Source organism: Mesorhizobium sp. M2A.F.Ca.ET.046.03.2.1, from assembly GCF_003952425.1.
GTDB lineage: Bacteria > Pseudomonadota > Alphaproteobacteria > Rhizobiales > Rhizobiaceae > Mesorhizobium.
On record NZ_CP034449.1, the window covers coordinates 5,598,280 to 5,622,310 of the forward strand.

At 64.8% G+C, this 24,031-nt stretch carries 20 protein-coding genes; 10 read left to right on the forward strand and 10 right to left on the reverse strand.

The genetic code is table 11. The annotated features are described in order from the left end of the window. Positions 1 to 4: 4 nt before the first annotated feature. Complete coding sequence (locus tag EJ072_RS26620; protein WP_126082027.1) at positions 5 to 1,030, reverse strand: LacI family DNA-binding transcriptional regulator; 1,026 nt, start codon at positions 1,028 to 1,030, stop codon at positions 5 to 7. A gap of 197 nt (positions 1,031 to 1,227) precedes the next feature. On the opposite strand from EJ072_RS26620, the gene EJ072_RS26625 reads away from it, so the two are divergent. The 5 genes from EJ072_RS26625 to EJ072_RS26645 all read left to right on the forward strand — a co-directional run bounded on the left by EJ072_RS26625 (position 1,228) and on the right by EJ072_RS26645 (position 6,180). Further along, positions 1,228 to 2,259: a Gfo/Idh/MocA family oxidoreductase gene (locus EJ072_RS26625; protein ID WP_126082028.1), complete on the forward strand. Its 1,032-nt coding sequence runs from the start codon at positions 1,228 to 1,230 to the stop codon at positions 2,257 to 2,259. Then, a complete protein-coding gene (locus EJ072_RS26630; RefSeq protein WP_126083757.1) occupies positions 2,259 to 3,167 on the forward strand; it encodes a sugar phosphate isomerase/epimerase in 909 nt (302 codons plus the stop codon). Before EJ072_RS26625 ends, EJ072_RS26630 begins: the two co-directional genes overlap by 1 nt. Before the next feature lie 82 nt (positions 3,168 to 3,249). Continuing rightward, positions 3,250 to 4,257 carry a substrate-binding domain-containing protein gene (locus EJ072_RS26635; RefSeq protein ID WP_126060124.1) on the forward strand — a complete coding sequence of 336 codons (1,008 nt, stop codon included), beginning with the start codon at positions 3,250 to 3,252 and terminating at the stop codon, positions 4,255 to 4,257. 88 nt (positions 4,258 to 4,345) lie between these two features. Further along, positions 4,346 to 5,134: an ATP-binding cassette domain-containing protein gene (locus tag EJ072_RS26640; RefSeq protein ID WP_126082029.1), complete on the forward strand. Its 789-nt coding sequence runs from the start codon at positions 4,346 to 4,348 to the stop codon at positions 5,132 to 5,134. Next, positions 5,134 to 6,180: an ABC transporter permease gene (locus EJ072_RS26645; protein WP_126082030.1), complete on the forward strand. Its 1,047-nt coding sequence runs from the start codon at positions 5,134 to 5,136 to the stop codon at positions 6,178 to 6,180. The genes EJ072_RS26640 and EJ072_RS26645 overlap by 1 nt, the downstream gene beginning before the upstream one ends. A gap of 6 nt (positions 6,181 to 6,186) precedes the next feature. Here the strand turns inward: EJ072_RS26645 and EJ072_RS26650 are convergent, their stop codons facing one another. After that, a complete protein-coding gene (locus EJ072_RS26650) occupies positions 6,187 to 8,826 on the reverse strand; it encodes a UvrD-helicase domain-containing protein (RefSeq protein WP_126082031.1) in 2,640 nt (879 codons plus the stop codon). Positions 8,827 to 9,064: 238 nt separating this feature from the next. Between EJ072_RS26650 and EJ072_RS26655 the strand changes: the two genes are divergently transcribed. Beyond that, positions 9,065 to 11,377, forward strand: coding sequence for a glucose/quinate/shikimate family membrane-bound PQQ-dependent dehydrogenase (locus EJ072_RS26655; RefSeq protein WP_126082032.1), 2,313 nt, complete (start codon positions 9,065 to 9,067; stop codon positions 11,375 to 11,377). Positions 11,378 to 11,393: 16 nt separating this feature from the next. Here the strand turns inward: EJ072_RS26655 and EJ072_RS37380 are convergent, their stop codons facing one another. Together EJ072_RS37380 and EJ072_RS26660 are read right to left on the reverse strand one after the other, a co-directional pair. Beyond that, positions 11,394 to 11,516 carry a hypothetical protein gene (locus EJ072_RS37380; RefSeq protein WP_281059508.1) on the reverse strand — a complete coding sequence of 41 codons (123 nt, stop codon included), beginning with the start codon at positions 11,514 to 11,516 and terminating at the stop codon, positions 11,394 to 11,396. 16 nt (positions 11,517 to 11,532) lie between these two features. Continuing rightward, positions 11,533 to 11,832, reverse strand: coding sequence for a hypothetical protein (locus tag EJ072_RS26660; protein ID WP_245466996.1), 300 nt, complete (start codon positions 11,830 to 11,832; stop codon positions 11,533 to 11,535). 332 nt (positions 11,833 to 12,164) lie between these two features. Here EJ072_RS26660 and EJ072_RS26665 point away from each other — a divergent pair, with 332 nt between their 5' ends. Continuing rightward, complete coding sequence (locus tag EJ072_RS26665; protein ID WP_126082033.1) at positions 12,165 to 13,052, forward strand: dienelactone hydrolase family protein; 888 nt, start codon at positions 12,165 to 12,167, stop codon at positions 13,050 to 13,052. Positions 13,053 to 13,063: 11 nt separating this feature from the next. On the opposite strand, the gene EJ072_RS26670 is transcribed toward EJ072_RS26665, so the two are convergent. From EJ072_RS26670 to EJ072_RS26680, 3 genes are all read right to left on the reverse strand, one after another. Next, positions 13,064 to 13,495 (reverse strand): response regulator, encoded by a 432-nt coding sequence (locus tag EJ072_RS26670; RefSeq protein WP_245467381.1) that lies wholly within the window; start codon positions 13,493 to 13,495, stop codon positions 13,064 to 13,066. Positions 13,496 to 13,509: 14 nt separating this feature from the next. After that, complete coding sequence (locus EJ072_RS26675) at positions 13,510 to 14,604, reverse strand: histidine kinase dimerization/phosphoacceptor domain -containing protein (RefSeq protein WP_245466997.1); 1,095 nt, start codon at positions 14,602 to 14,604, stop codon at positions 13,510 to 13,512. 183 nt (positions 14,605 to 14,787) lie between these two features. Next, positions 14,788 to 15,612 carry a DMT family transporter gene (locus EJ072_RS26680; RefSeq protein WP_245467382.1) on the reverse strand — a complete coding sequence of 275 codons (825 nt, stop codon included), beginning with the start codon at positions 15,610 to 15,612 and terminating at the stop codon, positions 14,788 to 14,790. Positions 15,613 to 15,796: 184 nt separating this feature from the next. Here EJ072_RS26680 and EJ072_RS26685 point away from each other — a divergent pair, with 184 nt between their 5' ends. Beyond that, positions 15,797 to 16,273 (forward strand): Lrp/AsnC family transcriptional regulator, encoded by a 477-nt coding sequence (locus EJ072_RS26685; protein WP_126082036.1) that lies wholly within the window; start codon positions 15,797 to 15,799, stop codon positions 16,271 to 16,273. Positions 16,274 to 16,303: 30 nt separating this feature from the next. Here the strand turns inward: EJ072_RS26685 and EJ072_RS26690 are convergent, their stop codons facing one another. Then, positions 16,304 to 16,501 (reverse strand): hypothetical protein, encoded by a 198-nt coding sequence (locus EJ072_RS26690; RefSeq protein WP_042644109.1) that lies wholly within the window; start codon positions 16,499 to 16,501, stop codon positions 16,304 to 16,306. Between the two features lie 145 nt (positions 16,502 to 16,646). Next, positions 16,647 to 17,132: a thioesterase family protein gene (locus tag EJ072_RS26695; protein WP_126060132.1), complete on the reverse strand. Its 486-nt coding sequence runs from the start codon at positions 17,130 to 17,132 to the stop codon at positions 16,647 to 16,649. 165 nt (positions 17,133 to 17,297) lie between these two features. Here EJ072_RS26695 and EJ072_RS26700 point away from each other — a divergent pair, with 165 nt between their 5' ends. After that, complete coding sequence (locus EJ072_RS26700) at positions 17,298 to 18,713, forward strand: FAD-linked oxidase C-terminal domain-containing protein (RefSeq protein ID WP_126082037.1); 1,416 nt, start codon at positions 17,298 to 17,300, stop codon at positions 18,711 to 18,713. Between the two features lie 14 nt (positions 18,714 to 18,727). Here EJ072_RS26700 and EJ072_RS26705 read toward each other — a convergent pair whose 3' ends face one another. Then, positions 18,728 to 19,696, reverse strand: coding sequence for a Dyp-type peroxidase (locus EJ072_RS26705; protein ID WP_126082038.1), 969 nt, complete (start codon positions 19,694 to 19,696; stop codon positions 18,728 to 18,730). Between the two features lie 186 nt (positions 19,697 to 19,882). Between EJ072_RS26705 and EJ072_RS26710 the strand changes: the two genes are divergently transcribed. Beyond that, the gene (locus EJ072_RS26710) at positions 19,883 to 23,812 is read left to right on the forward strand and encodes an AsmA family protein (RefSeq protein WP_126082039.1); all 3,930 of its coding nucleotides are present in this window, start codon (positions 19,883 to 19,885) and stop codon (positions 23,810 to 23,812) included. Positions 23,813 to 24,031: the final 219 nt, after the last annotated feature.

The window sequence follows — 24,031 nt, forward strand, 5'->3', positions numbered from 1 at the left end:
GCGCTCAATCGCTCTCGCGCGCGACAAGCTCCAGCGGCCAGACCTCGCGGATGATGCGTGTGCCTTCGGGACCGGCGAAAGCCGGAAGCGAAGCCAGCAGCATCTCGGCCAGCCGTCGGCCCATCGGCTCCAGCGACGGCCGGAAGGCGGTCAGCGTTGGCGAGAAGTAGCGGCAAAGCGGCGTGTCGACAATGACGATCACCGCGATGTCGTGGCCGGGCCTAATGCCCATCTCGGCCAGCGCCTTGCAGCCGCCGAGCGCCATGGCGTCATTGTTGAAGATGACGGCTGTCGGCCGATCCTTGGAGAGCATCACGCGCGGCGTCACCTGATAGCCGCCGGTCTCGTTGATGAAGCCGTCGGCGATCAGGCCGGGGTCGACCTCGATGCCGTGCCGCTGCAGCGCCTTGCGGTAGCCGTCGAGGAACAGGTAGCCGAAGTTGAGATCGAGCGAAGGGCGGATGGCTGCAATGCGGCGGTGGCCGCGCGCGACCAGCCGGTCGACGGCTTCCTCACCCGCCCTCTCGAAATCGATATCGAGCGAAGGATAGGTGTCGCCGCCGGATTGACTTCGGCCAAGCGTGGCGAAGGGAAAGCCGGCCTTGCTGAGATAGTCGATCCGATCGTCTTCCCGCCGTGTATTGGCCAACACGACCGCGTCGGCCCGGCGCGTCTCAACCACGCGGCGCAGCCTCTCCGGCTGATATTGACCGGGCTCACCCATAACGACCATCAGATCGAGCTCGCTTTCGGCGAGCCGCGCCTGCAGACCGGTCAGGAAAGGGATGAAGAACGGCTCGCCATATTGCTGGTCGCCAGGGTGCGGTTGCAGCATGAAGGCGATCGAATGGGTGGCGCCTTTCCTGAGACTCCGGCCCGACTGGTTGGGCGAATAGTTCAGCTTCCTGGCGGCCTCCAGCACGCGCTGGCGCGTCTCCGCATTGACATCGGCACGGCCGTTCAGCGCGCGCGAGACGGTGCCGATCGAAATGTTCAGATGACGCGCGAGATCGTGGATGCTGGACGCCAAGGCCGGTTCTCCCCCTGTCTTCGCTAGCACCGGCCGCCCTTCAGGCCAAGCAGCGGGTGTCGATTTTCGCGAGCAGGTGATTGACATTCTAAGCCTTCGGGTGTGTTCTCGTAAACGTTTACGGAAAGACGTTTACGGTGATGCCGGAAATGCCGTGACACTCGGCCTGGAGGGGCCGAGCGGAGGAGGAGCGCTGGATGATGAAGGTCGTCCTGGTCGGGTGCGGAGCTATGAGCAGGCAGTGGCTCGATGCCGCAAGGCAGATCGACGGGCTCGCCATTGCCGGCTTTGTCGATCTCGATGCCGAGCGGGCGCAGGCGAGGGCGCGCGAATACGATCTGAGCAACGCCGTCATCGGCACCAGCCTCGACGCCGTCCTCGACGAGACGAAACCCGACGCCGTGTTCGATGTCGTGGTTCCGGCGGCACGCCGCGAGGTCGCGCTTTCTGCCTTTGCCCATCATTGCCACCTGCTGACCGAAAAGCCGCTGGCCGACAGCCCAGAGAATGCGCGGGCCATCATCGCGGCGGCGCGTCGGGCCGGGCGCCTCCATGCCGTCGTCCAGAACCGGCGCTATGTCGCCAATGTCAGGCGGATCAGGCGCTTCCTCGACTCCGGCGCCATCGGCAAGCCGACCAGCATCCATGCCGATTTCTTCATCGCGCCGCATTTCGGCGGCTTTCGCGAGGAGATGGACCATGTGCTTTTGCTCGACATGGCGATCCACACCTTCGACGCCGCCCGCTACATGGTCGCCGGCGAGCCGGCCAGCGTCTATTGCCAGGAATGGGAGCCGGCCAGTTCCTGGTACCGGCAGGGCTCGTCGGCGAGCGCCGTCTTCGACCTCGGCGGCGGCAAGGTCTTCACCTATGCCGGCTCCTGGTGCGCCGACGGTTTTCGCACCAGCTGGGAAGGCAGCTGGCGCGTCGTTGCCGAGCGCGGCAGCCTGCTGTGGGACGGCCATGACGGGCTGAAGGCGGAGGTGGTTGCGTCGGGCCGCGACGGTATCATCGACAAGACGTATTCGATCGAGGTGCCGGCGCTCGACCCGGCCGACCGCGTCGGCGGACATCTCGGCATCATCCAGGATTTCATGCGCGCGATCGAAACCGGCACCGAGCCGGAGACCCGCGGCACCGACAATATCAAAAGCCTCGCCATGGTCTTCGGCGCGATCGAAAGCGCGGAGAGCGGACGGCGCGTGGCGATCGCGACCCAGGAAGGATGATGATGCCAAACCCGCTTCTCGATATCAGGATCGGCACCATGGTGCGGGCCAATCTCGACGATCCGGCCGCCTACGTGAAGCAGATCCTGCCGCTTGGCTTCGAGAGCATCCAGCCCTTCTTCTGGCAGACGCTGGGCGGCAAGGACCTGAAGCGCCTCGCGGGCGAAATCCGTGACGCGATCGGTGATGCGGACGTCACCGTGTCGTCGCTCGGTGTGTTCGGCAATCCACTCGAAAGCGGCGAGGTCGATCGCGGCGTGCTCGCCGCCTGGGAGACGGTGATCGACAACGCGCATCTGTTCGGCACTTCGATGGTCTGCGGCTTCACCGGCCGCCTGCGCGGCAAGAAGCTGACCGACAGCCTGCCGCGCTTCCGCGAGGTGTGGGGACCGCTGGCCAGGCGCGCCGCTGACAAGGGCGTGTGCATCGCCTTCGAGAACTGCGCCATGGACGGCAATTGGGCGAGCGGCGACTGGAACATCGCCCACAACCCGGACGCCTGGGAGCTGATGTTCAACGAGTTGCCGAACGACAATCTCGGGCTGGAATGGGAGCCCTGCCACCAGCTCGTCTATCTGATCGACCCGATCCCGCAGATCCGCAAATGGGCGCCGCGCATCTTCCATGTCCATGGCAAGGACGCGACGGTGCGCTGGGACGTGATCCGCGAGCATGGCGTGTTCGGCCGCCTGCCCTTCGTGCAGATGCGCACGCCGGGCTTCGGCGACAGCGACTGGACGCGCGTGATCAGCGAATTGCGGCTGGCCGGCTACAAGGGCGCCATCGACATCGAGGGCTGGCACGACCCTGTCTATCGCGACGATCTCGAGATCACCGGCCAGGCGCGCGCTCTCGATTATCTGAAGCAATGCCGGGGAGGGAACAGCTACCTGCCCAATCCGGTTTGAGCGCCGGCCGGCGGGAGGAGCCGGCCGATCCAAATCATTGTCGAAACCCTCCATCGCGAGGGACCAAAAGGGAGGAACGTGCATGAGCATCACGACCAGAAGGACTGTTCTGCGCTCGACCGTCGTGGCGGCCGCCACGGCGCTCTGTGCCTCGATCTCCACTCTGCCGGCAAAGGCGCTTGACGCCCAATGGTGCAAGGACGTCCACATCCGCTTCTTCGTCGGCGGCGCCGAGGGCGACGCCTTCGGCACCATCGTCTATAATGGCGCCAAGCAGGCGGCGGCTGATCTCGGGCCGAAGGTCGACTACATCTTTTCCGGCTGGGACGTCGAAAAGATGGTGCAGCAATTGCGCGAGGCGGTCGCCGTCAAGCCGCAGGGCATCGCCATGATGGGCCATCCGGGCGACGCGGCGATCATGCCGCTGGCCGAACAGGCGCATAAGGACGGCATCAAGATGATGTACCAGAACGTTCCGGTGCCGACGGTGGTGGCTGCGTTCGGCGGCGGCTATGTCGGCGCGCAGCAGGAGCAGCAGGGGCGCGCGCTCGGCGCCGAGGCGTTCAAGCTGGCCGGGCTGAAGGCCGGCGACAAGGCGATCATGATCGGCCCGTTCGAGAACGAGAGCCGTGGCGCGCGCGAGCGTGGAACGGTCGCCGCGCTGAAGGAGGCCGGCGTCGATGTCGTTCAGATCAATTCGCAAACCGAATGGGCAGCCGATCCCAATCTCGCGATCCCGCCGATCACTGCGGCGCTGCTCAACAATCCCGGCGTCAAGGCGGTCGGCTATCCCGGCGGGCAGATGCTCGGCAATGTCGCCACCTACATGCAGGCGGCGGGCAGGAAGCCCGGCGACATCTTCAATTTCGGCTTCGACACCAGCCCGCAGATCGTCGAGGCCTTCAAGGGCGGCTGGGTGCAGCTGACGGCCGACCAGCAGCCGTTCATGCAAGGCTATCTGCCGATCCTCAGTCTCTGCCAGCAGGTGGTGCTCGGTCTTGCCCCCATGAACGTCGACACCGGCGCCGGCTTCGTGACGCCGCAGAACTACGAGATCGTCTCAGAGCTCGCCAAGCAGGCGCTGCGCTGACCTCCCAGGCCGCCGGCCGGACCCAACCCGGCCGGCGGGACCGCCTGCGGACGAGGCAGGGATAACACACAATTCAAGCGAGGATCGCATGAGCGAACGCATCATCGAACTGCGCGACATCAAGAAATCCTACGGCCAGGTCTATGCCTTGGGCGGCGTCAACCTCAGCGTCGATCGCGGCGAAGTGGTCGGCCTGATCGGCGACAACGGCGCCGGCAAATCGACGCTGATCAAGATCCTGTCCGGCGTGGTCAGGCCGACCAGCGGCGAAATCCTGGTGCGTGGCAAACCGGTCAGCGGATGGAGCGCGGCACGTTCGCGCGACGCCGGCATCGAGACCGTGTTCCAGGACCGGGCTCTGGCCGTGCAGCAGACCATCGTGCGCAACATCTTCATGGGCCGCGAGCTCACCGGCTTCATGGGCTGGCTGAAGGTCAACAAGGAGGTCGCGGAGGCGAGCCGGCTAATGCGCGAGATCGGCTTCACCTCGAAAGTGTTCACGCCGCAGTCGATCGTCGGCCAGCTTTCGGGCGGCGAGCGGCAGGGCGTGGCGATCGCTCGCGCCATCTACAAGCAGGCGGAGCTGATCATCCTCGACGAGCCGACGACGGCGCTGTCGCTGACCGAAACCGCCAAGGTCTTCCACTTCGTGCGCCAGGTGCGGGCGAGCGGCCGCTCGATCCTGTTCATCGGCCACAACATCCACCATGTCTTCGACATCGCCGACCGCTTCGTCGTGCTCGACCGCGGCAAGGTGGCGCTGACGGCCGACCGCAGCGAGGTCAAGTCGGCCGACGACCTGATCAACTTCATGGAAGATGTGGCGCATCCCGGCGGCCTGCCGGGGCTGCACGAGGGCGCGGAGCAGAGAGCGTGATGAGCAAGGCCATGGAACCCGATCTGCAAACGCCTCTCAGGAGAACAAGCGGCCAGGCTGCCAAGGAATGGAGCCATCCGTCGAACCACTGGCTGCGCGGCTTCGTGCTCGACAACCGCGCTTCGCTCGGCACGCTCGCGGTGTTCATCGTCATGATGGCGGTGTTCATGATCGCCAACCCGACCGTGTTCACCACCTGGTATCTCTACAGCTCGGTGCTGACGACGCTTCCGGTGGCGCTGTTCGTGGTGGTGCCGCTGGTCTTCGTCGTCACCTGCGGCGAGATCGACCTGTCGTTCCCGGCAACGATGGGTTTCGCCTCCTGGGTCTTCGCGCTGGTGGTGCAGGCGGGCTACGATCCGTTCCTGGGCATCGCGGCGGCTGTTGTCACCGGTACGCTGCTCGGCTTCCTGGTCGGCTCGCTGGTCGTCTATGGCGGGCTGTCGTCGCTGATCGCCACGCTCGGCATGAATTTCCTGCTGCGCGGCCTGATCCAGATCATCAACGAGGGCAAGTCGACGGCGCTGACCAATCTGGCCGACAGCGCGGCCTACAAGATCTTCTCCAGCCAGATCTGGGGCATTCCCGTGCAGATCTTCTGGGCCATAGCCTTCGTCGTGTTCTCGGCGCTGCTCTTCAACCGACACCGCTTCGGCGCGCAGGTGAAGGTGGTCGGCGACAATCCCGACAGCGCCAAGCAGATGGGCATCGACGTCAAGCTCGTGCGGGTGAAGGTGTTCGTCTTCACCGGCATAGGCGCGGCGATCGCCGGCACCTTCTCGGTGATGATCAACTTCACCTGGTGGCCGACGGCGGGCGACGGCTATCTGCTGCCGGTGCTCGCCTCGGTGTTCGTCGGCGGCACGCCGACCTGGGGCGGCATCGGCACGGTGGTCGGCGGCGCGATCGGCGCGGTCACTGTGTCGTTCATCCAGACCGGCGTTGTGGCGGCGGGCCTCAGCGGCTTCTACGTCCAGTTCTTCAACGGACTGATCATCATCCTGTCGCTGCTCGGCCACAAGTGGAACCAGGCAAGGTACAGGTGAGGGCGGTCACACCGGCGCGACGAACCCGTCCAGCACGCGCTTTTGCCCGGCCTTGTCGAAGTCGATGGTGAGCTTGTTGCCTTCGATGGCCGCTATGTTGCCGTTGCCGAATTTCTGGTGGAAGACGCGGTCGCCGACATTGAAGGCTGACGGCGTGTCTGCGACGGATTTGGCGACCAGCTCGCCCTCGATGGTGCGGCCCTTCACGCTGGTCCGGCCGGCGCCGTAGCCTGAGTCGGTCTCGCCATAGCCGATGCGCTCGACCTGGTGGCCGGAGCGGGTGCCCCAGTTGCGGTCGGTCGCTTCGGTGCGGTTGGCCTGGGCGCGCTGCCAGCCGGGCGTGGCATAGGTGTTGGAAAAACTGCCCTGGTCCTTGGCGCCGACATTGTCGAAGCGCGAGGCGCCGTAAGGGTTCTGCCGGCCTCCACCGCGTCCCGATGCAAAAGCGCCGCCGCCATAGGGATTGCCGTAGCCGCCATAGGAATTGCCGCCCTCGGCGACGTCGATATGGGTTTCCGGCAGCTCGTCGACGAAGCGCGACGGGATGGTCGATTGCCACAACCCGTGGATCTGACGGTTGGAGACGAACCAGATGTGCAGGTTCTTCTTCGCCCGCGTCAGTCCGACATAGGCAAGCCGGCGCTCTTCCTCCAGGCCGGAGCGCCCGCCTTCGTCCAGCGCGCGCTGATGCGGGAACAAGCCTTCCTCCCAGCCGGGCAGGAAAACGGTCTCGAATTCGAGGCCCTTGGCCGAATGCAGCGTCATGATCGAGACCGCATCCTGCTCGGCATTCTGCTCGGCATCCATGACGAGCGCGACATGCTCGAGGAAGGAGCGCAGCGATTCGTACTCCTCCATGGAGCGGATCAGCTCCTTGAGGTTTTCCAGCCGCCCGGGCGCGTCTGCCGAACGGTCGTTCTTCCACATGTCGGTGTAGCCGCTCTCTTCCAAAATGGTCTCGGCGAGCTCGGTGTGCGGCTTCGTTTCCAGCGCTTTCTGCCAGCGCTCGAAATTGGCGGCCACCTCTCGGAGCGCTGCGCGCGGCTTGGGCTTCAGCTCGTCGCTTTCGGCGAGCGTTGCGGCGGCCTCCAGCATCGGCACGCGCATGGCGCGCGCGGTGTCGTGGATCTGGCGGATCGTGGCTTCGCCGAGCCCCCGCTTCGGCACGTTGACAATGCGCTCGAAGGCAAGGTCGTCGCCGCTGTTGGCGACGACGCGGAAGAAGGCCAGCGCGTCGCGGATTTCCAGGCGCTCGTAGAAGCGCGGGCCGCCGATGACGCGATAGTTCAAGCCCAGCGTGATGAAGCGGTCTTCGAAGGCGCGCATCTGGAAGGACGCGCGGACGAGAATCGCCATGTCGTTCAGATTATGTTTCTGCCGCTGGTAAGCCTCGATGGCGTCGCCTATGGCGCGCGCCTCTTCCTCCGAGTCCCAGGCGGCATGGACATGCACCTTGTCGTCATCGGGGTCATTGCGATCGGTGAACAGCGTCTTGCCGAAACGGCCCTCATTGTGGGCGATGAGGTGGGAAGCGGCGCCCAGGATATGCGCGGTGGAGCGATAATTGCGCTCCAGCCGGATGATGGTGGCGCCCGGGAAATCCTTGTCGAAGCGCAGGATGTTGTCGACTTCGGCGCCGCGCCAGCCATAGATCGACTGGTCGTCGTCGCCGACGCAGCAAATGTTGACTTTGTTTTCGCTCACGGCCGCGCGCTCGCTTCGCTCGCTGGCCTCCGCGGGGGCGGCCTGACCGGCCGACGCCCGGTCGGGCTTGCGGCCTTCGGCCGACGGGCTGCGCCCGACATTGGGGCGCTGCGCCAAGAGCCGCAGCCACATGTACTGCGCGGTGTTGGTGTCCTGGTACTCGTCGACTAGTATGTATTTGAACTTGCGGTGGTATTCCTTCAGCACGTCCGGATAGGCGCGGAAGATGCGGATCGGGTGGTAGAGCAGGTCGCCGAAGTCGCAGGAATTCAGCGTCTGCAGCCGTTCCTGATAGGCCTTGTAGAGCTGGCGGCCCTTGCCGTTGCCGAAGCTGCGAGCATCACCTTCCGGAATCTCTTCGGGGCCGAGGCCCTTGTTCTTCCAGTTGTCGAGCATCTGGGCGAAGGTCTTGGCCGGCCAGCGCTTGTCGTCCAGCCCTTCGGCCTGGATCAGCTGCTTGATCAGCCGCACCACGTCGTCGGTGTCGAGGATGGTGAAATCCGACTTCAGCCCGGCCAACTCGGCATGACGACGCAACAGCTTGACGCCGATAGAATGGAAGGTGCCGAGCCAGGGCATGCCCTCGACATTGCCTTCGCCGATCAGGTGGCCGATGCGCTGCTTCATCTCGCGCGCCGCCTTGTTGGTGAAGGTGACGGCGAGGATCTGCGACGGGAAGGCCCTGCCAGTCGCGAGGATGTGGGCGATGCGGGTGGTGAGCACGCGCGTCTTGCCGGTTCCGGCGCCGGCCAGCACCAGGACCGGGCCTTCGGTCGTCTCGACGGCGAGCCGCTGCTCCGGGTTCAGGCCCTTCAGATAATCGGGCGCGCTGTTCTGCCCGCTGCGCGCCGCCATGGCGCGCGCGGCTATGCCGGACGGGCCCGCAGCCGGCCGCGCATTCGGTTCATCGAAAAAAGGCATGTCTTCGGAAAAGCCCGACATCGCCCCCGAATGTAGTGATTCGGGAGCGAAAGACCAGAACTGTCTACGTTTTGTTCTAGTTTCGCGTGTCCCGGACCAACTTGACAGCCGGAGCGGGTAAGGGGAAAGCTGCCGGCAGGGCGGGGCCTGTCGCACCCCGCAAGCTGCTCTATCTTGTTTGACGCAGTTCCGGACGGAAAGACGCTTCACGCTTTTCCTGGAATTGCTTGATGCGCGCAACAGTCGAAGGAGCACCGTCTTGGCTGTCACCATCACCTCCCTCGTCCTCTTCCTCATCGGTCTCATTCTCGGCGGCGGCGGCATCTGGCTCGTCGCGCTGGGCGGCAGTTGGTACTACCTGATCGCCGGCCTGGTCTTCCTGATCACCGCCTGGCTGCTGTTCAGTCGCAGGTCGACCTCGCTCTGGCTCTACGCGCTGTTCGTGCTCGCCACTTTGTGCTGGGCGGTGTGGGAAATCGGCTTCGACTGGTGGCAGCTCGGTCCGCGCGGCGGCGTCATCGTGCTCATCGCCCTGTGGCTTTTGACGCCATGGGCAAGGCGCGGCTTGCGCGGTCCCGACGGACGCGCGCCACTGATCCTGGCGGTGCTCGCCTCGTTGGCGGTCGCCGGTTATTCGATGACCGCCGATCCGCACGATATCGCCGGCACGCTCGGCACCGAAAAGGTGGCGGCGGCGGCCAATCTCGGCGGCGACATGCCGGCCGGCGAGTGGCACTTCTACGGCCGTACGCCGTTCGGCCAGCGCTATTCGCCGCTCGACCAGATCACGCCCGACAATGTCGCCAAGTTGCAGCCGGCCTGGACCTACCGCACCGGCGACGTGAAGGGCCCCGACGATATCGGCGAAACGACCTATCAGGTGACGCCGCTGAAGGTCGGCGACGCGCTCTTCATCTGCACGCCACACAACTTCGCCATCGCCATCGATGCCGCGAGCGGCAAGGAAAAGTGGCGCTACGATCCCAAGATCAAGCTCGACAACAACCGCCAGCACCAGACCTGCCGCGGCGTCTCCTACTATGCCGATGCCAAGATCGCCGCCGGCCAGCCCTGCGCGCAGCGGGTCTACCTGCCGACGTCGGACGCTCGCCTGATCGCACTCGACGTCGCCAATGGGCAGGTGTGTCCGTCCTTCGCCGAGGGCGGCACGCTGAACCTGATGGCCAATATGCCTTATCCGAAATCGGGCTATTACTATTCGACCTCGGCGCCGCTGATCGTCGCCGGCAAGATCATCGTCGGCGGCGCGGTCAACGACAATTACTCGACCGAGGAGCCGTCGGGCGTCATCCGTGCCTTCGACGTCGACACCGGCGCGCTGCTGTGGAACTGGGATTCCGGCAATCCGGATGTGACGACGCCGCTGCCCGCCGGGCAGACCTACACCCACAACTCGCCCAACATGTGGTCGACCGCCAGCGCCGACGAGAAGCTCGGGCTGCTTTACGTGCCGCTCGGCAACCAGACGCCGGACCAGCTCGGCATGGGCCGCAGCGCCAGTGTCGAGAAGTTGTCCTCCTCGATTACCGCGCTCGATCTCAACACCGGGCAATTGCGGTGGGTGCGGCAGACCGTGCATCACGATCTGTGGGACATGGACGTGCCGGCGCAGCCGTCGCTGGTCGATATCACGACGGCAAACGGCATCGTGCCGGCGCTGGTCGAGCCGACCAAGCAGGGCGACCTCTACGTCCTCGACCGGCGCACGGGCGAGCCGATCATTCCGGTCAAGGACGTGCCGGCGCCCGGCGGCGCGATCGAGGGCGTTCATGCCTCGCCGACACAGCCGGCCTCCGACCTTTCCTTCAATCCGAAGCCGCTGACCGGGGCCGACATGTGGGGCATCACCCTATTCGATCAGCTGGCCTGCCGGATCGAGTTGAAGAAATTGCGCTATGAGGGGCGCTACACGCCGCCCTCGCTGCAGGGCTCGCTGATCTATCCCGGCAATTTCGGCGTCTTCAACTGGGGCGGCGTCGCGGTCGATCCGGTGCGGCAGGTGATGTTCGGCATGCCGACTTACCTGGCGTTCACGTCCAAGCTCATCCCGCGCGCGGACGTGCCGCCGCCGGGCGATACCAAGGGCAGCGAGCAGGGGCTGAACCGCAACGAGGGCGCGCCTTACGCGGTGGTGATGGGGCCGTTCCTGTCGCCGCTCGGCATCCCCTGCCAGGCGCCGCCCTGGGGCTATGTCGCCGGCGTCGACCTGAAGACCGGAAACATCGCCTACCAGCACCGCAACGGCACCGTCTATGACATGACGCCGCTGCCGTTGCCGCTCAAGGTCGGCGTTCCTGGCATCGGCGGACCGATGATCACGGCGGGCGGAGTCGCTTTCCTGGGCGCGGCGGTCGACGACTATCTGCGCGCCTACGACCTCACCACCGGCAGGCAGCTCTGGCAGGCGAGGCTGCCGGCGGGCGGGCAGGCGACGCCGATGACCTACACGGTGGCCGACGGCCGCCAGTTCGTCGTCATCGTCGCCGGCGGCCACGGCTCGGTCGGCACCAAGCCGGGTGACTATGTGATGGCCTACACGCTGCCCAAGTGAGGGGACGCGTCGGGCTTCAAAGCCCGAGATGGCCCCGCAGGCTGGGCACCTGGTCCAGCACCTGGTTGGTGAGATCGGGGCCGGCGGCGGCTTCGGCCTGCTTGATCAAGGTCTCGCCGGCCTGTTGGATCTGCGCCATGTCGAGGCCGGACGCTTTAAGCGCCGCGATGCCGTTTGATCAGCGCGCCGGCCTTTTCGCCGAGCACGCCGCCAAGCGCGCCCTGCAGCGACGACAGGAGGCCGCCACCCGAATTGGCCGCCGCGCCGGCGGCCATCACGTCATATTTCTGGGCTAGCGCGTCGGCGCCGGGGATCTGGGCGAAGAAAGATGAAACGCTGGTGCCTTCCGCCTCGTGCTCGAGCACGGAGAAGATGGTGCCGACGACCTTCTCGGTGGTCGGCTCATCGAGGCCGGCCTTCGAGGAAACGGTGTTGATGATGTCCTGGACGTTCATGGCATTCCCCTTTCGTCATTCGTATCGGCAAGGCGGCTCTGGCAACTTCGCCTCCTAATGTGACAGCACCATCAAGCCTTTCGGAAATGACCAAAATGTGATGAATTAAGCTGGCTCCCCGGCGCACCGCTCCGCCAGGAATCCCTCGCAGGATCGTCACCCCGGCGTGACTGGACCCTGCAGCTCTCGACCCTATCTTGCGGATCACCCGCCTGAAGCGCGCCATGTCGAAAATGGATTCCCGTGTCGCGCTTTGGGTTGTTGCTGATGCATGTCGTTGTCCCAAAACCGCTGCGCATTTTTGGGCGACATGCACTTCGTTGAGGACAGCCATGACAGAACCCGTTGCCAAGCCCGTCATCACTCAGGCGATGATCGACGCCTATGACGAATACACGCATCTGACGCTCGACCGGCGCCGCTTCATGGAGCAGCTGACGAGGCTGGCGGGCTCGGGCGCCGCGGCAGCGGCGATCGCGCCGATGCTCGCTGCCAATTACGCCCAGGCGGCGATCGTCGCCGAGGACGACAGCCGCGTTAAGGGCGAGGACATCACCTATCAGGGCTCGAGCGGCGAGATGAAAGCCCATCTGGTCAAGCCGGCCGACCAGTCGGGCAAGCTCGGCACGGTCATCGTCATCCATGAGAACCGGGGCCTCAATCCGCATATCCGCGATGTCGCCCGACGCGTGGCGTTGGAAGATTTCGTGGCGTTGGCGCCGGATTTCCTGTCGCCGCTTGGCGGCACGCCGTCCGACGAGGATAAGGCGCGCGACATGTTCGCCAAGCTCGACCCCGCCCAGGTCGCGGCAGACGGCGTGGCGACGGTCGCTTATCTCAAGAGCCTCAAGGACGGCAACGGCAAGGTCGGGGCGGTCGGCTTCTGCTGGGGCGGCGGCGCGGTGAACCAGCTTGCCGTCCATGCGCTCGATCTCAGCGCCGGCGTCGCCTATTATGGCATGCAGCCCAAGGCCGAGTATGCCGCGAAGATCAAGGCGCCGCTGCTCCTTCACTATGCCGGTCTCGACAGCCGGACCAATGCCGGCATCGATGCCTACAGCAAAGCGCTCGACGCCGCGCATGTCGAATACAAGGTCTATGTCTATGAGGGCGCCAACCACGCCTTCAACAACGACACCTCGGCCGCGCGCTACGACAAGAAAGCCGCCGATCTCGCCTGGGGCCGGACAGTGGCGTTTCTGAAGGAGAAGCTGGCCTGACGCTTCGCGCGTCAGGCAACCGCCGGCGCCCAAACCGCTGCAAAGTCGGGCGACAGCGTGAAGCCAGCGGGCGGCGCCGACGCCGGAGGCGGGCGGCGCATGCCTTCGTGCAGATAGCGCAGGGCCGACATCAGCCCGTTCATGGTATAGGGCTTCGATATGACGCCAACCGCGCCGGCGAAGTTCTCAGGAATGCGTCTCGGATTCGCGGTCATGAACACGACCATCGGCTGATCCGACTGACTTACGTGCTCGGCAACCTTGACTCCTGTCGGGCCGTCCGACAGATGAATGTCCACGAACGCGATGTCGGCGCGTTCGGTATCGACCATGGCCTTTGCTTCATCCGACGACATGGCCCAGCCGACGACCCGGTGGCCCGCCTCCTCGATCAGGCTCTCCAATTCCATGGCAAGCAGGGCCTCGTCTTCGACGATGAGCACTTTCAACGGCTGGCTCACGAGATGTCCCTTTTCTGCGCTTCGTTCGGCATTTTGATAAAAACTCGCGTGCCCGGACTTGCGTTCCGCCACTCGACATCGGCACGAAGCTGGCGCCCGAGTTGCCGGATAAGGCGCATACCGAAGGAACCGTCACCGGCGTTCCCGTCCATGCCGACGCCGTCGTCGGAAACTTCAATGATGAGGTGCCCGTCCGGTTGGCTCATCTTGACGCCGATGCTGCCGGGCGTCGTCTCGTCCTTGAAGGCATGCTTCAACGCATTGGTGACAAGCTCGTTCACAATCAGCGCCACCGGCGTTGCCTTGTCGGCAGGAACGACGATCGGCTCCAGGTCCAGTTTCGAACTGATCTGCGATCTGCCGGATGCTGCAAGCAGATCCGAGACAAGGTCCCTGGCGAAGTCGGAGACATCGAACCTGCTTACATCCTTCGACTGGTAGAGTCGGCGATGTACGGTGCTCAGCGCTTCTATGCGTTCCAGCATCGTCGCGAGGGTGTCCTTGACGGCCTCATCCTTGATCATGCGGCGCTGCATCAGGATGAGGGACGAGATCATCTGAAGATTATTCTTCACCCGGTGGTCGACCTCATGGAGCAGCGCGGTCTGCGTTTCGAGCGCAGCTTCGAGCTCTCTGGTCCGCTCCTTTACCGCCTCTTCGAAGCGCTGCTTGTCGGCTACGATGCGCTGCTCGGAGTGCTTGCGGTCGGAGACATCGAGTTGCGAGGCGAAGAAAAACAAAAGCTCACCTTTGTCGTTGTAGACGGGGCTGATGTAGAGCGCATTCCAGAAGGTGGAACCGTCCTTGCGATAGTTCAAAATGTCGATGCTGATGTCGTTGCCCACGGCCACCGCCGTGCGAAGTTCCGCGATGGCAGCCGGATCTGTCTCCGGTCCTTGCAGGAAGCGGCAGTTCCTGCCCATGACCTCTTCGCGTGCATAGCCCGTCAGCCGAAGGAACGAATCGTTGACGAAGACGATCGGGTTGTCCGGTTTGCGCGGGTCGGTGATAAGCATCGACATACGCGTTGCCCGAATGGCCGCCGCGAATGGGTCGCCTTTGCCATGCTCGACATGAAGACTGTCAGTCATGTGCCAGGCGTCTGGTGCTTCCCTTGTGTGTTTCCCGTCCATTGATAACTCCAAGCCTTGACCGCCGCGACAACGGCGCAGACTTGGAATTGGTTCAATCGCAGGTTTGTTGACGCAGACAGGAAAAGTGAAGGAACAAAACCGGAGTTCTTCTAAGTTCCTGCGTGGAAATCACTTTGAGATCTACACGGCTCTGGGCCGATGCATGGCGACGCCGGCGATCACCATTGCGATACCTACACAGTCGATGACGCTCGGCACCTGGCGGAGCACGATGACGCCGATCAATGTTGCCGTGAGCGGCAGGAGCGACAGCATCAGCGCGAAGCTCGCGCGCGGCAGCCTCGCCATGGCGAGCTGGTCGCAGACATAGGGGATGACCGAGGAGCAGACGCCGACGCCGATCGCCGCGACAAGCAGTTGCGGCGACGAGAAGGCGGGCAGCGCCTCGCGGAAGCCGATGGGCAACACGACGAGGAACGCGATCGCCATGGCGGCGCCGAGGCCGGCAATGGCGAGGCCTGCCTGGGCGACGCGATGGCCGATCACGATATAGCCGACGAACAGAGCGCCGTTGAGAGAGGCCCAGAACAGGCCGAGTGGATCGCTCGACCATTTCACGTCGATAAGCAGCAAGGTGCCGATGACCGCGACAGCCAGCGCGGCAAAATTGCGCCGGCTGCGCAGGCCGACCAGCGCGACCCCGATCGTGCCGACGAATTCGATCGCCGCCACCAGCGAGATCGGCAGGCGGTCGAGCGCCAGATAGAACGAGCAGTTCATCACCGCCAGACAGGCGCCGAAGGCCAGCAAAAGCAGTCGCTGAGCGCGGTCGGCGCGCGCAAAGACGCGCCAGGGCCTGGTCAATGGGGCGAAGATGAGAGCGGCGGTGGCGATGCGCAGCCAGGCCATGCCGAGCACGCCGACCTGGTCGAAAAGCAGCACCGCGAAAGCCGGTCCGAGATAGTGGAACACGGCGCTGATGCAGAACCAGACATGCGGCGGCAGCGCATTGGCCAATCCCCCGAGGGCAAGGAGGGGGCGCGGGGCGTCGGTTCTGCCGGCGGCCCGGTTTGCAGCTGGAGTTTGCGTTTGGCTGGTCATGGGCGCATTATCGCAGGCGAAATGCATAACTAATATGTGCGATCGGCGCGCCTTTTGTCATTCTGGATTCCAATGGAAGGCAAAAATATTGAAAAACCTTCGAAATGAAGATGCCGACCTGGACGCCGTGGACCTGAAGATCCTGCGGCTCCTGGAAAAGGACGCGCGCATCAGCACGGCGGAACTGGCGCGCGCGGTCGGGCTGTCGGCGCCGAGCGTGGCGGAGCGCCTCCGCAAGCTGCAGGAGAACGGTGTGATCGAGGCCTATACGGTCAGGATCAACCCGTCCGCGCTCGGCATGAAGCTGTCGGCATGGCTGAGAATCAGGCCGGTGCCGGGACAGCTTTCCGTCGTGGCAGATATCATTCGCGAGCTACCGGAGATCGCGCAATGCGACCGGGTCACCGGCGAGGATTGCTTCATCGCGCTCGCCCATGTCGGCTCGGTGAGCGAGCTCGAGCGGGTGATCGACCGGATCATTCCCTATGCGATGACCAACACGGCCATCATCCAATCGTCACCGGTCGAGCCGCGCTCGCCGCTGGGCGGGTTCAGGCAAAAGTGACGGGGCAGGATGACGGGCGGAGGGGACGAATCAGGCGTGGCCGCGCCGCATGCGCGCCTGGGTCAGAATCGCGCGCCAGCGGATCATGTCGAACGGGATGGGTTCATTGTTGTTGGCGATGTGGAAGATCTCGTTGTCGACGTTCTTCAGCGATCGCCAGAAATCATAGTCGGTGATGCGTGGATCGGCCGCCAAGCGCTCCACCTCGACCTTGATATCGGTTTTCATGCACTGTCCTCGCACCGCATTCCGCCAGCCGCCCGCGCGCAAACCCGGTACGGCGGTTTTCAAACGCGTCACTGAGTCGTTCAACGGACTCAAGCGACTTGTTCACGTTAAAACCTTGGTAAGGTTAACGCGGGCGCGGGGGTTTTCAAGCGCTCTTGCGCTTGATGCCGATCGAGCGCCCGGCGCGCTCGGGCATCGGCAGCGCCGCATGGGCGGCGCGCATGGCTTCGACCTTCGCCATCACGTCGGCCGGGAAGGGGGCGACCCGCGGCCCGGCCATGTCGACATGCAGCGCAAGCTGCTCGGAGGTCGCGGCCAACCAGCCGTCGACATGGCGGATTTCCTGATAGGCCCTGAGCCGCTTCTCATCGTGGTCGATAAGCTGGAACGAGACCTTCACCTTGTGGTCGAGGTGCAGTTCCTGGACATAGCAGACATGGACTTCCGCCGTGTAGATGGTGAGGCGGCGATCCCTTGCGTAGTTCGGCCCCATGCCCATCATCTCGAAGGCGACATCCGAACAGCGGTCGAACAGCACGTTGTAATAGGCCATGTTGAGATGGCCGTTATAGTCGATCCAGTCCTTCTCGATGTCCATCGGGTCGGAAATGAAGGGGGCGGGGATGGTCATCTGATTTTCCTTGATCGTCGCTGGACAGGGCGTGGCGGGTGAGGTTCTCTTTGTTCCGGCGCAATTCCGGACGGAAAACCGCTTCACACTTTTCCTGGAATTGCTTTAGGCATCATCCATAGCTGCATATCAAGAGTGGCCGCTGGTCCATTCGCGGAGGAATTCATGGCTTTGAGCGACCTCAATCCCGTCGAACGCAACGAGGAAGGCATCGCCGCGGTGCTCGGCATCCTCAAGCAGCGCTTCGGCGAGCGCTTCCAGACCGGCGAGGCGATACGCGGCCAGCACGCGCACACCACCACTTATATCCCGACCCAGGCGCCGGACGGCGTCGCCTTCGTCGAAACGACCGAGGACGTGCAGGAGATCGTGCGCGCCTGCGCTGCCCACCGCGTGCCGGTGATCGCCTTCGGCGTCGGCTCCTCGCTCGAGGGCCACACCAATGCGCCGGGCGGCGGCATTTCGATCGACACCTCGCGCATGAACCGGATCCTCGCCGTCAATCCGCAGGACCTCGACTGCACGATCGAGCCCGGCGTGACGCGCGAGGACCTCAACAGGTATCTGCGCGACACCGGCCTGTTCTTTCCGATCGATCCTGGCGCCAATGCCTCGCTGGGCGGCATGGCGGCGACCAGGGCCTCGGGCACCAACGCGGTGCGCTACGGCACGATGCGGGAAAATGTGCTGTCGCTCACCGCTGTCATGGCCGACGGCGAGACAGTGACGACCGGCAAGCGGGCGAAGAAAAGCTCGGCCGGCTACGACCTGACCCGGCTCTTGGTCGGCTCGGAAGGCACGCTCGGCATCATCACCTCGCTGACGCTCCGGCTTCAGGGCATTCCGCAGGCGATCTCCGGCGGCGTGTGCCCCTTTCCGAGCTTGGAGGCGGCGTGCAACACGGTGATCGCGACCATCCAAATGGGCATTCCAGTGGCGCGCATCGAGCTGGTCAACGCGCTGCAGATGCGGGCGATGAAGAATTATTCCAAGCTCGACTATCCGGAGAGTCCGTGCCTCTTCGTCGAGTTCCACGGCAGCGATGCGGGCGTGGCCGAACAGGCCGAGACGTTCGGCATGATCGCGAAGGAGAATGGCGGCGGGCCGTTCCTGTGGACCAGCGTCGCGGAAGAGCGGACCAAGCTCTGGAAGGCGCGGCACGACGCCTATTGGTCGTCGCTGACGCTGCGCCCCGGCGCCAAGGGCCTGTCGACCGATGTCTGCGTGCCGATCTCGCGGCTTGCCGAATGCGTCACCGAAACCGAAGCCGACATCGCCGAGATGGGACTGATCGCGCCGATCGTCGGCCATGCCGGCGACGGCAATTTCCACGTGCTGGTGCTGATGGATGTCGACAACCCGGCCGAGATCGCGCTTGCCGAACAATTCGTCGCCAGGCTCAACATGCGCGCGATCGCCATGGAAGGAACCTGCACCGGCGAGCACGGCATCGGCCAGGGCAAGGTCGGTTTCCTCCGCCACGAGCTCGGCCATGGCGTCGACGTCATGCGCACGATCAAGCAGGCGCTCGACCCGCTCAACATCATGAATCCCGGCAAGATTCTGCCGGCGGCGGGGTAACGCGCCGCCCCGGTCTATTCCGCCGCGCCTTCGACCAGCTTCTGCAGCATGGGCCGCGTCGGCGCGAAAAAGGTCGTGCCGGTGTGCGGGGTGGAGAAGTCGAGCAGCCGGTCATAGGCGCCGGGCGGCTCGCCGACATACATGCGCTGCAGCATCTTTTCGATCACCCACAGATAGCGCGTGTAGCCGATGAAATAGGTGCCGAACTCGTTCTGCCCGGGACGACCGAACGGCATGTTGTCGCGCAAAATATCGTATTCATTGCCGGCGTCGTCCTCGATCGTGGCCAGAGACTTGTGCGACTTGCGCGGCTTGTCGTCGTCATCGATCTCGATGTTGTCGATCTTGGTGCGGCCGATGATCTCTTCCTGAACGTGGGTCGGCGTTTCTTTCCAGGCCGCCATGTTGTGCAGGTATTTCTGCACGACGACGTAGCTGCCGCCGGCAAAGTCGCCGTCCTCGTCGCCGACCAAGGCGGAGGCCGGCAGGTCGAGGCCGGTCGGATTCGCGGTGCCGTCGACGAAGCCGAGCAGGTCGCGGGCGTCGAAATAGCGAAAGCCTGAGACCTCGTCGACGACGGTCACGCTGCCGCCAAGGGCGTCCAGCAGGATGCGCTCGAATTCGAAGCACATGTCGGGCCGCTCTGCACGGATGTGGAACAGGAGATCGCCCCGCGTCGAGGGCGCCGAATGCGCCGCGCCCTCGATCGGCGCGAAGGGTTTCAGCTCGCGCGGCCGCCGGTTGGGCGACAAACGGTTCCAGAGCCCGACGCCGACGCCGGCGATGCAGGACAGCCGGCCCGACAGGTCGCGGAAGCCGACATTCTTGACCAGATCGTCGAGCTCGCTGAGCACCGAGGCGGCGGTCGAAAGCGCGGCCTGGTCGCTGCCGACCGTGACGACGAGGAAAATCGCGGCTGTCGACAGCGGAGCGTCGACGCTCTGCGCGTCGATGGGCACTCTATCCCAGTTCTTGCCTGACATCGGGGACGCTCCGTGTTGGGTATGGCGGCCAGGGACGTGGCCGGATGGGCAGGGATTCGCAAAAGAGATATCCCGACGACGAGCGGTCGCGCAACTGGAGACATTGGCGGCTGCCGCACGTTGAATTGCCTCTTTATGGACACGCGGATGCAGGTAGAGTGCGGCTGACTTCAACCTGGGAAACAGATGCTCGCCCGCCTGTTCGTGATCTTCGGTGGCCTGTTCGTGCTGGTGCTGTGCGCGGCGCTGGTGGTGCCGTATTTCATCGACTGGACGGGCTATCGGGGCGATTTCGAGCGCGAGGCCAGCGCCATACTCGGCCGCAAGGTGACGGTGAAGGGCGATGCGACGGCACGGCTGTTGCCGTTTCCCTCGGTGACCTTCTCGAATGTCGAGGTGGCCGGCGGCCCTGAAGGCCAGCCGGCGATGACGGTCGAGACCTTCTCCATGGATGCGGAGCTTGCCCCCTTCCTGCGCGGCGAGGTGCTGATCTTCGACATGCGGCTGGTGCACCCCAGGGCTATCATTAATGTCGCCGGCGACGGCACCGTCGATTGGGCGATCCGGCCTTCGACGCCGTTCGATCCGGGTCAGATCGCCATCGAGAAGCTGACGGTGACCGAGGGACAGATCGAGTTGCGCCATGCCGCCGGCGGACGCAGCCATCTGGTCTCCGAGATCAACTCGACGATTTCGGCCAAGGCGCTCACCGGTCCATGGCGCATGGACGGAACGCTGCGCTTCGACGGCCTGCGCGCGGACGTCTCGGCCTCGACCGGCAAGGTCGAGGCCGACGGCCAGATGCGGCTCAGGCTCAAAGCCGATCCCGGTGCCTATCCGCTGATCATCGAGACCGACGGCAATGCCGGCATCGTCAAGGGCGCCGCGGTCTATTCCGGCCAGTTCAAGATATCGGGCGCGGACAAGAACTCGGCCGAGCTGCGTGGCAATGACGGCCAGCCGGTCAAGATCAGCACCGGCAAGCCCGACCCGGGCTTTCGGCTGAACGGCAAGTTCGCGCTCGACCACCAGAAGCTCAATGTCGACGAGTTCCGCTTCGAGACCGGGCCGCTCGACAATCCCTATACCGCCGACGGCAAAGCCTCCGTCGATCTCGGCCTGAAGCCGCATTTCGCCGTGGAGGCCAGCGGCGCGCAGGTTCAGTTCGACGAGGCCGTCGGCGGAGCCGCCGGTTCGGGTTTCACACTCGATCAGCGCATCGCGGCTTTCGAGCAGACGCTGCAGCACATGCCGAAGCCGACGATACCGGGCACGCTCGAGGTGCGGTTGCCGGCGGTGGTGGCGGGCGACACGACGGTGCGCGACGTGCGGCTGTCGGCCGAGCCGGTCGAAGGGGGCTGGTCGGTCAAGTCGCTTGCCGCGACGCTGCCTGGCCGCACGACGCTCGAAGCAGACGGCATGCTGAGCGTCGAGGACCATTTCGGCTTCACCGGCTCGTTGCTGCTCGCCGTCGGGCAGCCTTCCGGCTTTGCCGCCTGGCTGTCGAAGGATGTCGACGAGGCGATCCGCCGGCTGCCCGCTGCAGGCTTCAAGGCCAAGGTCGACCTCAGCGAGAACCGGCAGTCCTTCAGCGACCTCGAGCTCATCCTGGGCAAGGCGAAATTTTCCGGCAGCATCGATTCCACCCAGCCGGATGGCGCCAGGCCTTCCGTGCTGATGCAACTGACGGGCGGCGAGATGGATCTGGACGGGCTCGCGGCCTTCGCTTCGATCTTCATCAGCGACAAGGGCGCTAACCGCTTTTCGGACCGCGATCTCGATTTCCAGATCAAGGCAGGTCCGGTCAGCGCCCTAGGCCTCAGCGCCGATACGGTCGATACCGCGCTGCGGCTGCGCGAGGGCCTGCTCGAGATCGACCGGCTGTCGATCGGCGGCCTGGCCGGCGCCTCGATCAGCGCCACGGGCCGGGTCAAGGATTTTCCGCAAAGCCCGACCGGCAAGCTCAACGCCTCCATCGTTGCTGTGGACCTCAAGCCGCTGATCGATGTCGCGGCCGAGCATTATCCCGACAATGCCGTGCTCAAAGGCCTGGCAAGCCGCGCGGCGGCCTATCCCGAACTGTTCCAAGATGCGCGCATCGATCTCCTGACCAGCGCCGCCGACAATGGCGACGGCACCACGGGCCTGGCGCTCTCGGCCCAGGGCAATGCCGGCGGCTCGGCCTTCTCAGCTTCGCTTTCCGGCAAGGGAAGCGCAGACAAGCTCACCGAGGCGCCGGTGTCGATCACCTTCAACGCCCGCAACGACAATGCCACGACGCTGCTGGCGCTTTACGGCCTGCCGGCGCTGCCGCTCGGCATGCTCGGCCACGCCAACACCGACGTCTCGGCGAAGGGCTCGGTCGCCGGCGGTCTCGCGACCAGCTTCAATCTGACCGCCGACGACTTCAGGGCGAGCTTCGACGGAACGGTCGCCGATACGGCGCAAGGCCCTACAGCCAAGGGCAAGGTCAATCTTGAAGCCGCCGATATCGAGCCGTGGCTGATGACCACAGGGGTAGGCCTGCCCGGCATGGGAATGGGCACGTCGACGTCGCTGGCGGCCGATGCCGATTTCGGCAACGGGCTCCTGGTGCTGAGCGGCCTCACCGGCTCAATCAACAAGGCGGCGGTGTCCGGCGACATCAACATCGACGCCAAGGATGGGCTGCCGCATCTTGCCGGGGCGCTGGCGCTTGACGAGCTCGACCTCGATCCACTGGCGGTCTCGCTGTTCGGCGACCAGTCCTTCGCGTCCGCCAAGGGCGGATGGCCGACGACGCCGTTCAGCCAGAAGTCGACCCTGCCGTTCAACGCCGACCTCGATCTCGACACATCGGCGCTGGCCGTCGGGCCCTTCGCGACTGCGCATGACGCCGCCTTCTCGCTGAAGCTCGATCGCGAAGGCATCCACGTCTCCGATCTCAAGGCGAAGCTCTATGGCGGCGATCTGACCGGCCTGTTCGACCTGAAGAACACGGAAGGCACCGGCCTGTTCTCCGGCCAGATGCGACTGGCCGGCGGCGATCTTTCCGCGGTCCTGCCGGGCGCCGGTATCGGCGGCAGCGGTGATCTTTCGGCGGCGCTGTCGACCAGCGGCAAATCGGTCGACGCCATGATCGCCGCTCTGTCCGGATCCGGCACCGCAGCCCTGAAGGGCTTGAAGGTGGGCGGCATCAATCCGGACGGCTTTGCCGCCATCATCGCCAAGGCCGATGCGATCGGGCGCGACATCGACACGGCCAAGACGGCTGAGTTCGCGCCGCAGATCGCCGGGGAGGGCAGCTTCGCCGCCGGCGACACGGACGTGGCCTTCACCGTCGCCAACGGGACGCTGCGGGCGCCGCCGATCAGCCTCGACAGTCCCGGCGCGAGCTTGTCCGCCGATGTGACCGCCGATCTCAACACCAGCACCGTCACCGCAAAGGGGACATTGACCTATCGTCCCGGCGACGAGGCGCTGGTCGGCTCGGAGCCTGCCGTCAATTTCAGCCTGGCCGGCCCGGTCGGGGGCGCTGCGCCCCAATTCGACAGCGGTCCGCTGGCGCAATTCCTGACGCAGCGCGCGCTGGAGAAGGAGCAGCAGCGGGTCGAGGCGATGCAAGCGGCGCTGCTCGAGAAGCAGCGGCTGCGACGCGAGGCGCGCTATTTCGCGGCGCTGCAGACGGAGCGCGACAAGGCGGCCGAGGAGTTGCGCCGGCAAGAGGAAGAAGCGCGGCAGAAAGCCGAGGCGGAGGCCAGGGCGAAAGCCGAAGCAGAAGCGCAGGCACAGGCGGAAGCCGAGGCAAAAGCCAAGGCCGACGAAGAGGCGAAGGCGAAGGCGGAAGCCGACGCCAAGGCGCAGGCCGAAGCGGACGCCAAGGCGAAGGCTGATCAACAGGCGAAGGCCGAGGCCGAGCAGCGGGCTGCGGACGAGGCGGCCAAGGCGCAGGCCGAGGCCGATCGCAAGAAGGCGGAGCAGGCGAAGCTGGAAGCAGCACGCAAGGCGGCTCAGCAGGCGCCAAAGGCGGACCAGTCACTCCCCGGCGTCAATGACGGTTCGAGTCCGCCGCCGGCCAAGCCGAAGGCCAATCCGTTCACGATCGACAATCTGCTGAAGTCGCTCGACGGCGGTTGAGCTTTCGCGCGGCGGAGCTGGTCCCCAGCACAGGGATTTGACCGGTCGGCTCTGCAAAGCGCGTCGCAATCTTTCAGATTCGCTCCATGCGCTTTAGGTTTTTGATTTTGCGCATGTCTTTATCCCGAAACCGGGTCCCACTTTCGGGAGACATGCTTTAACGTTGGCAGGGGGCAAGCGTTGGAGATCGGCCGAAACGCCCATCGCGATCGTTGTTGG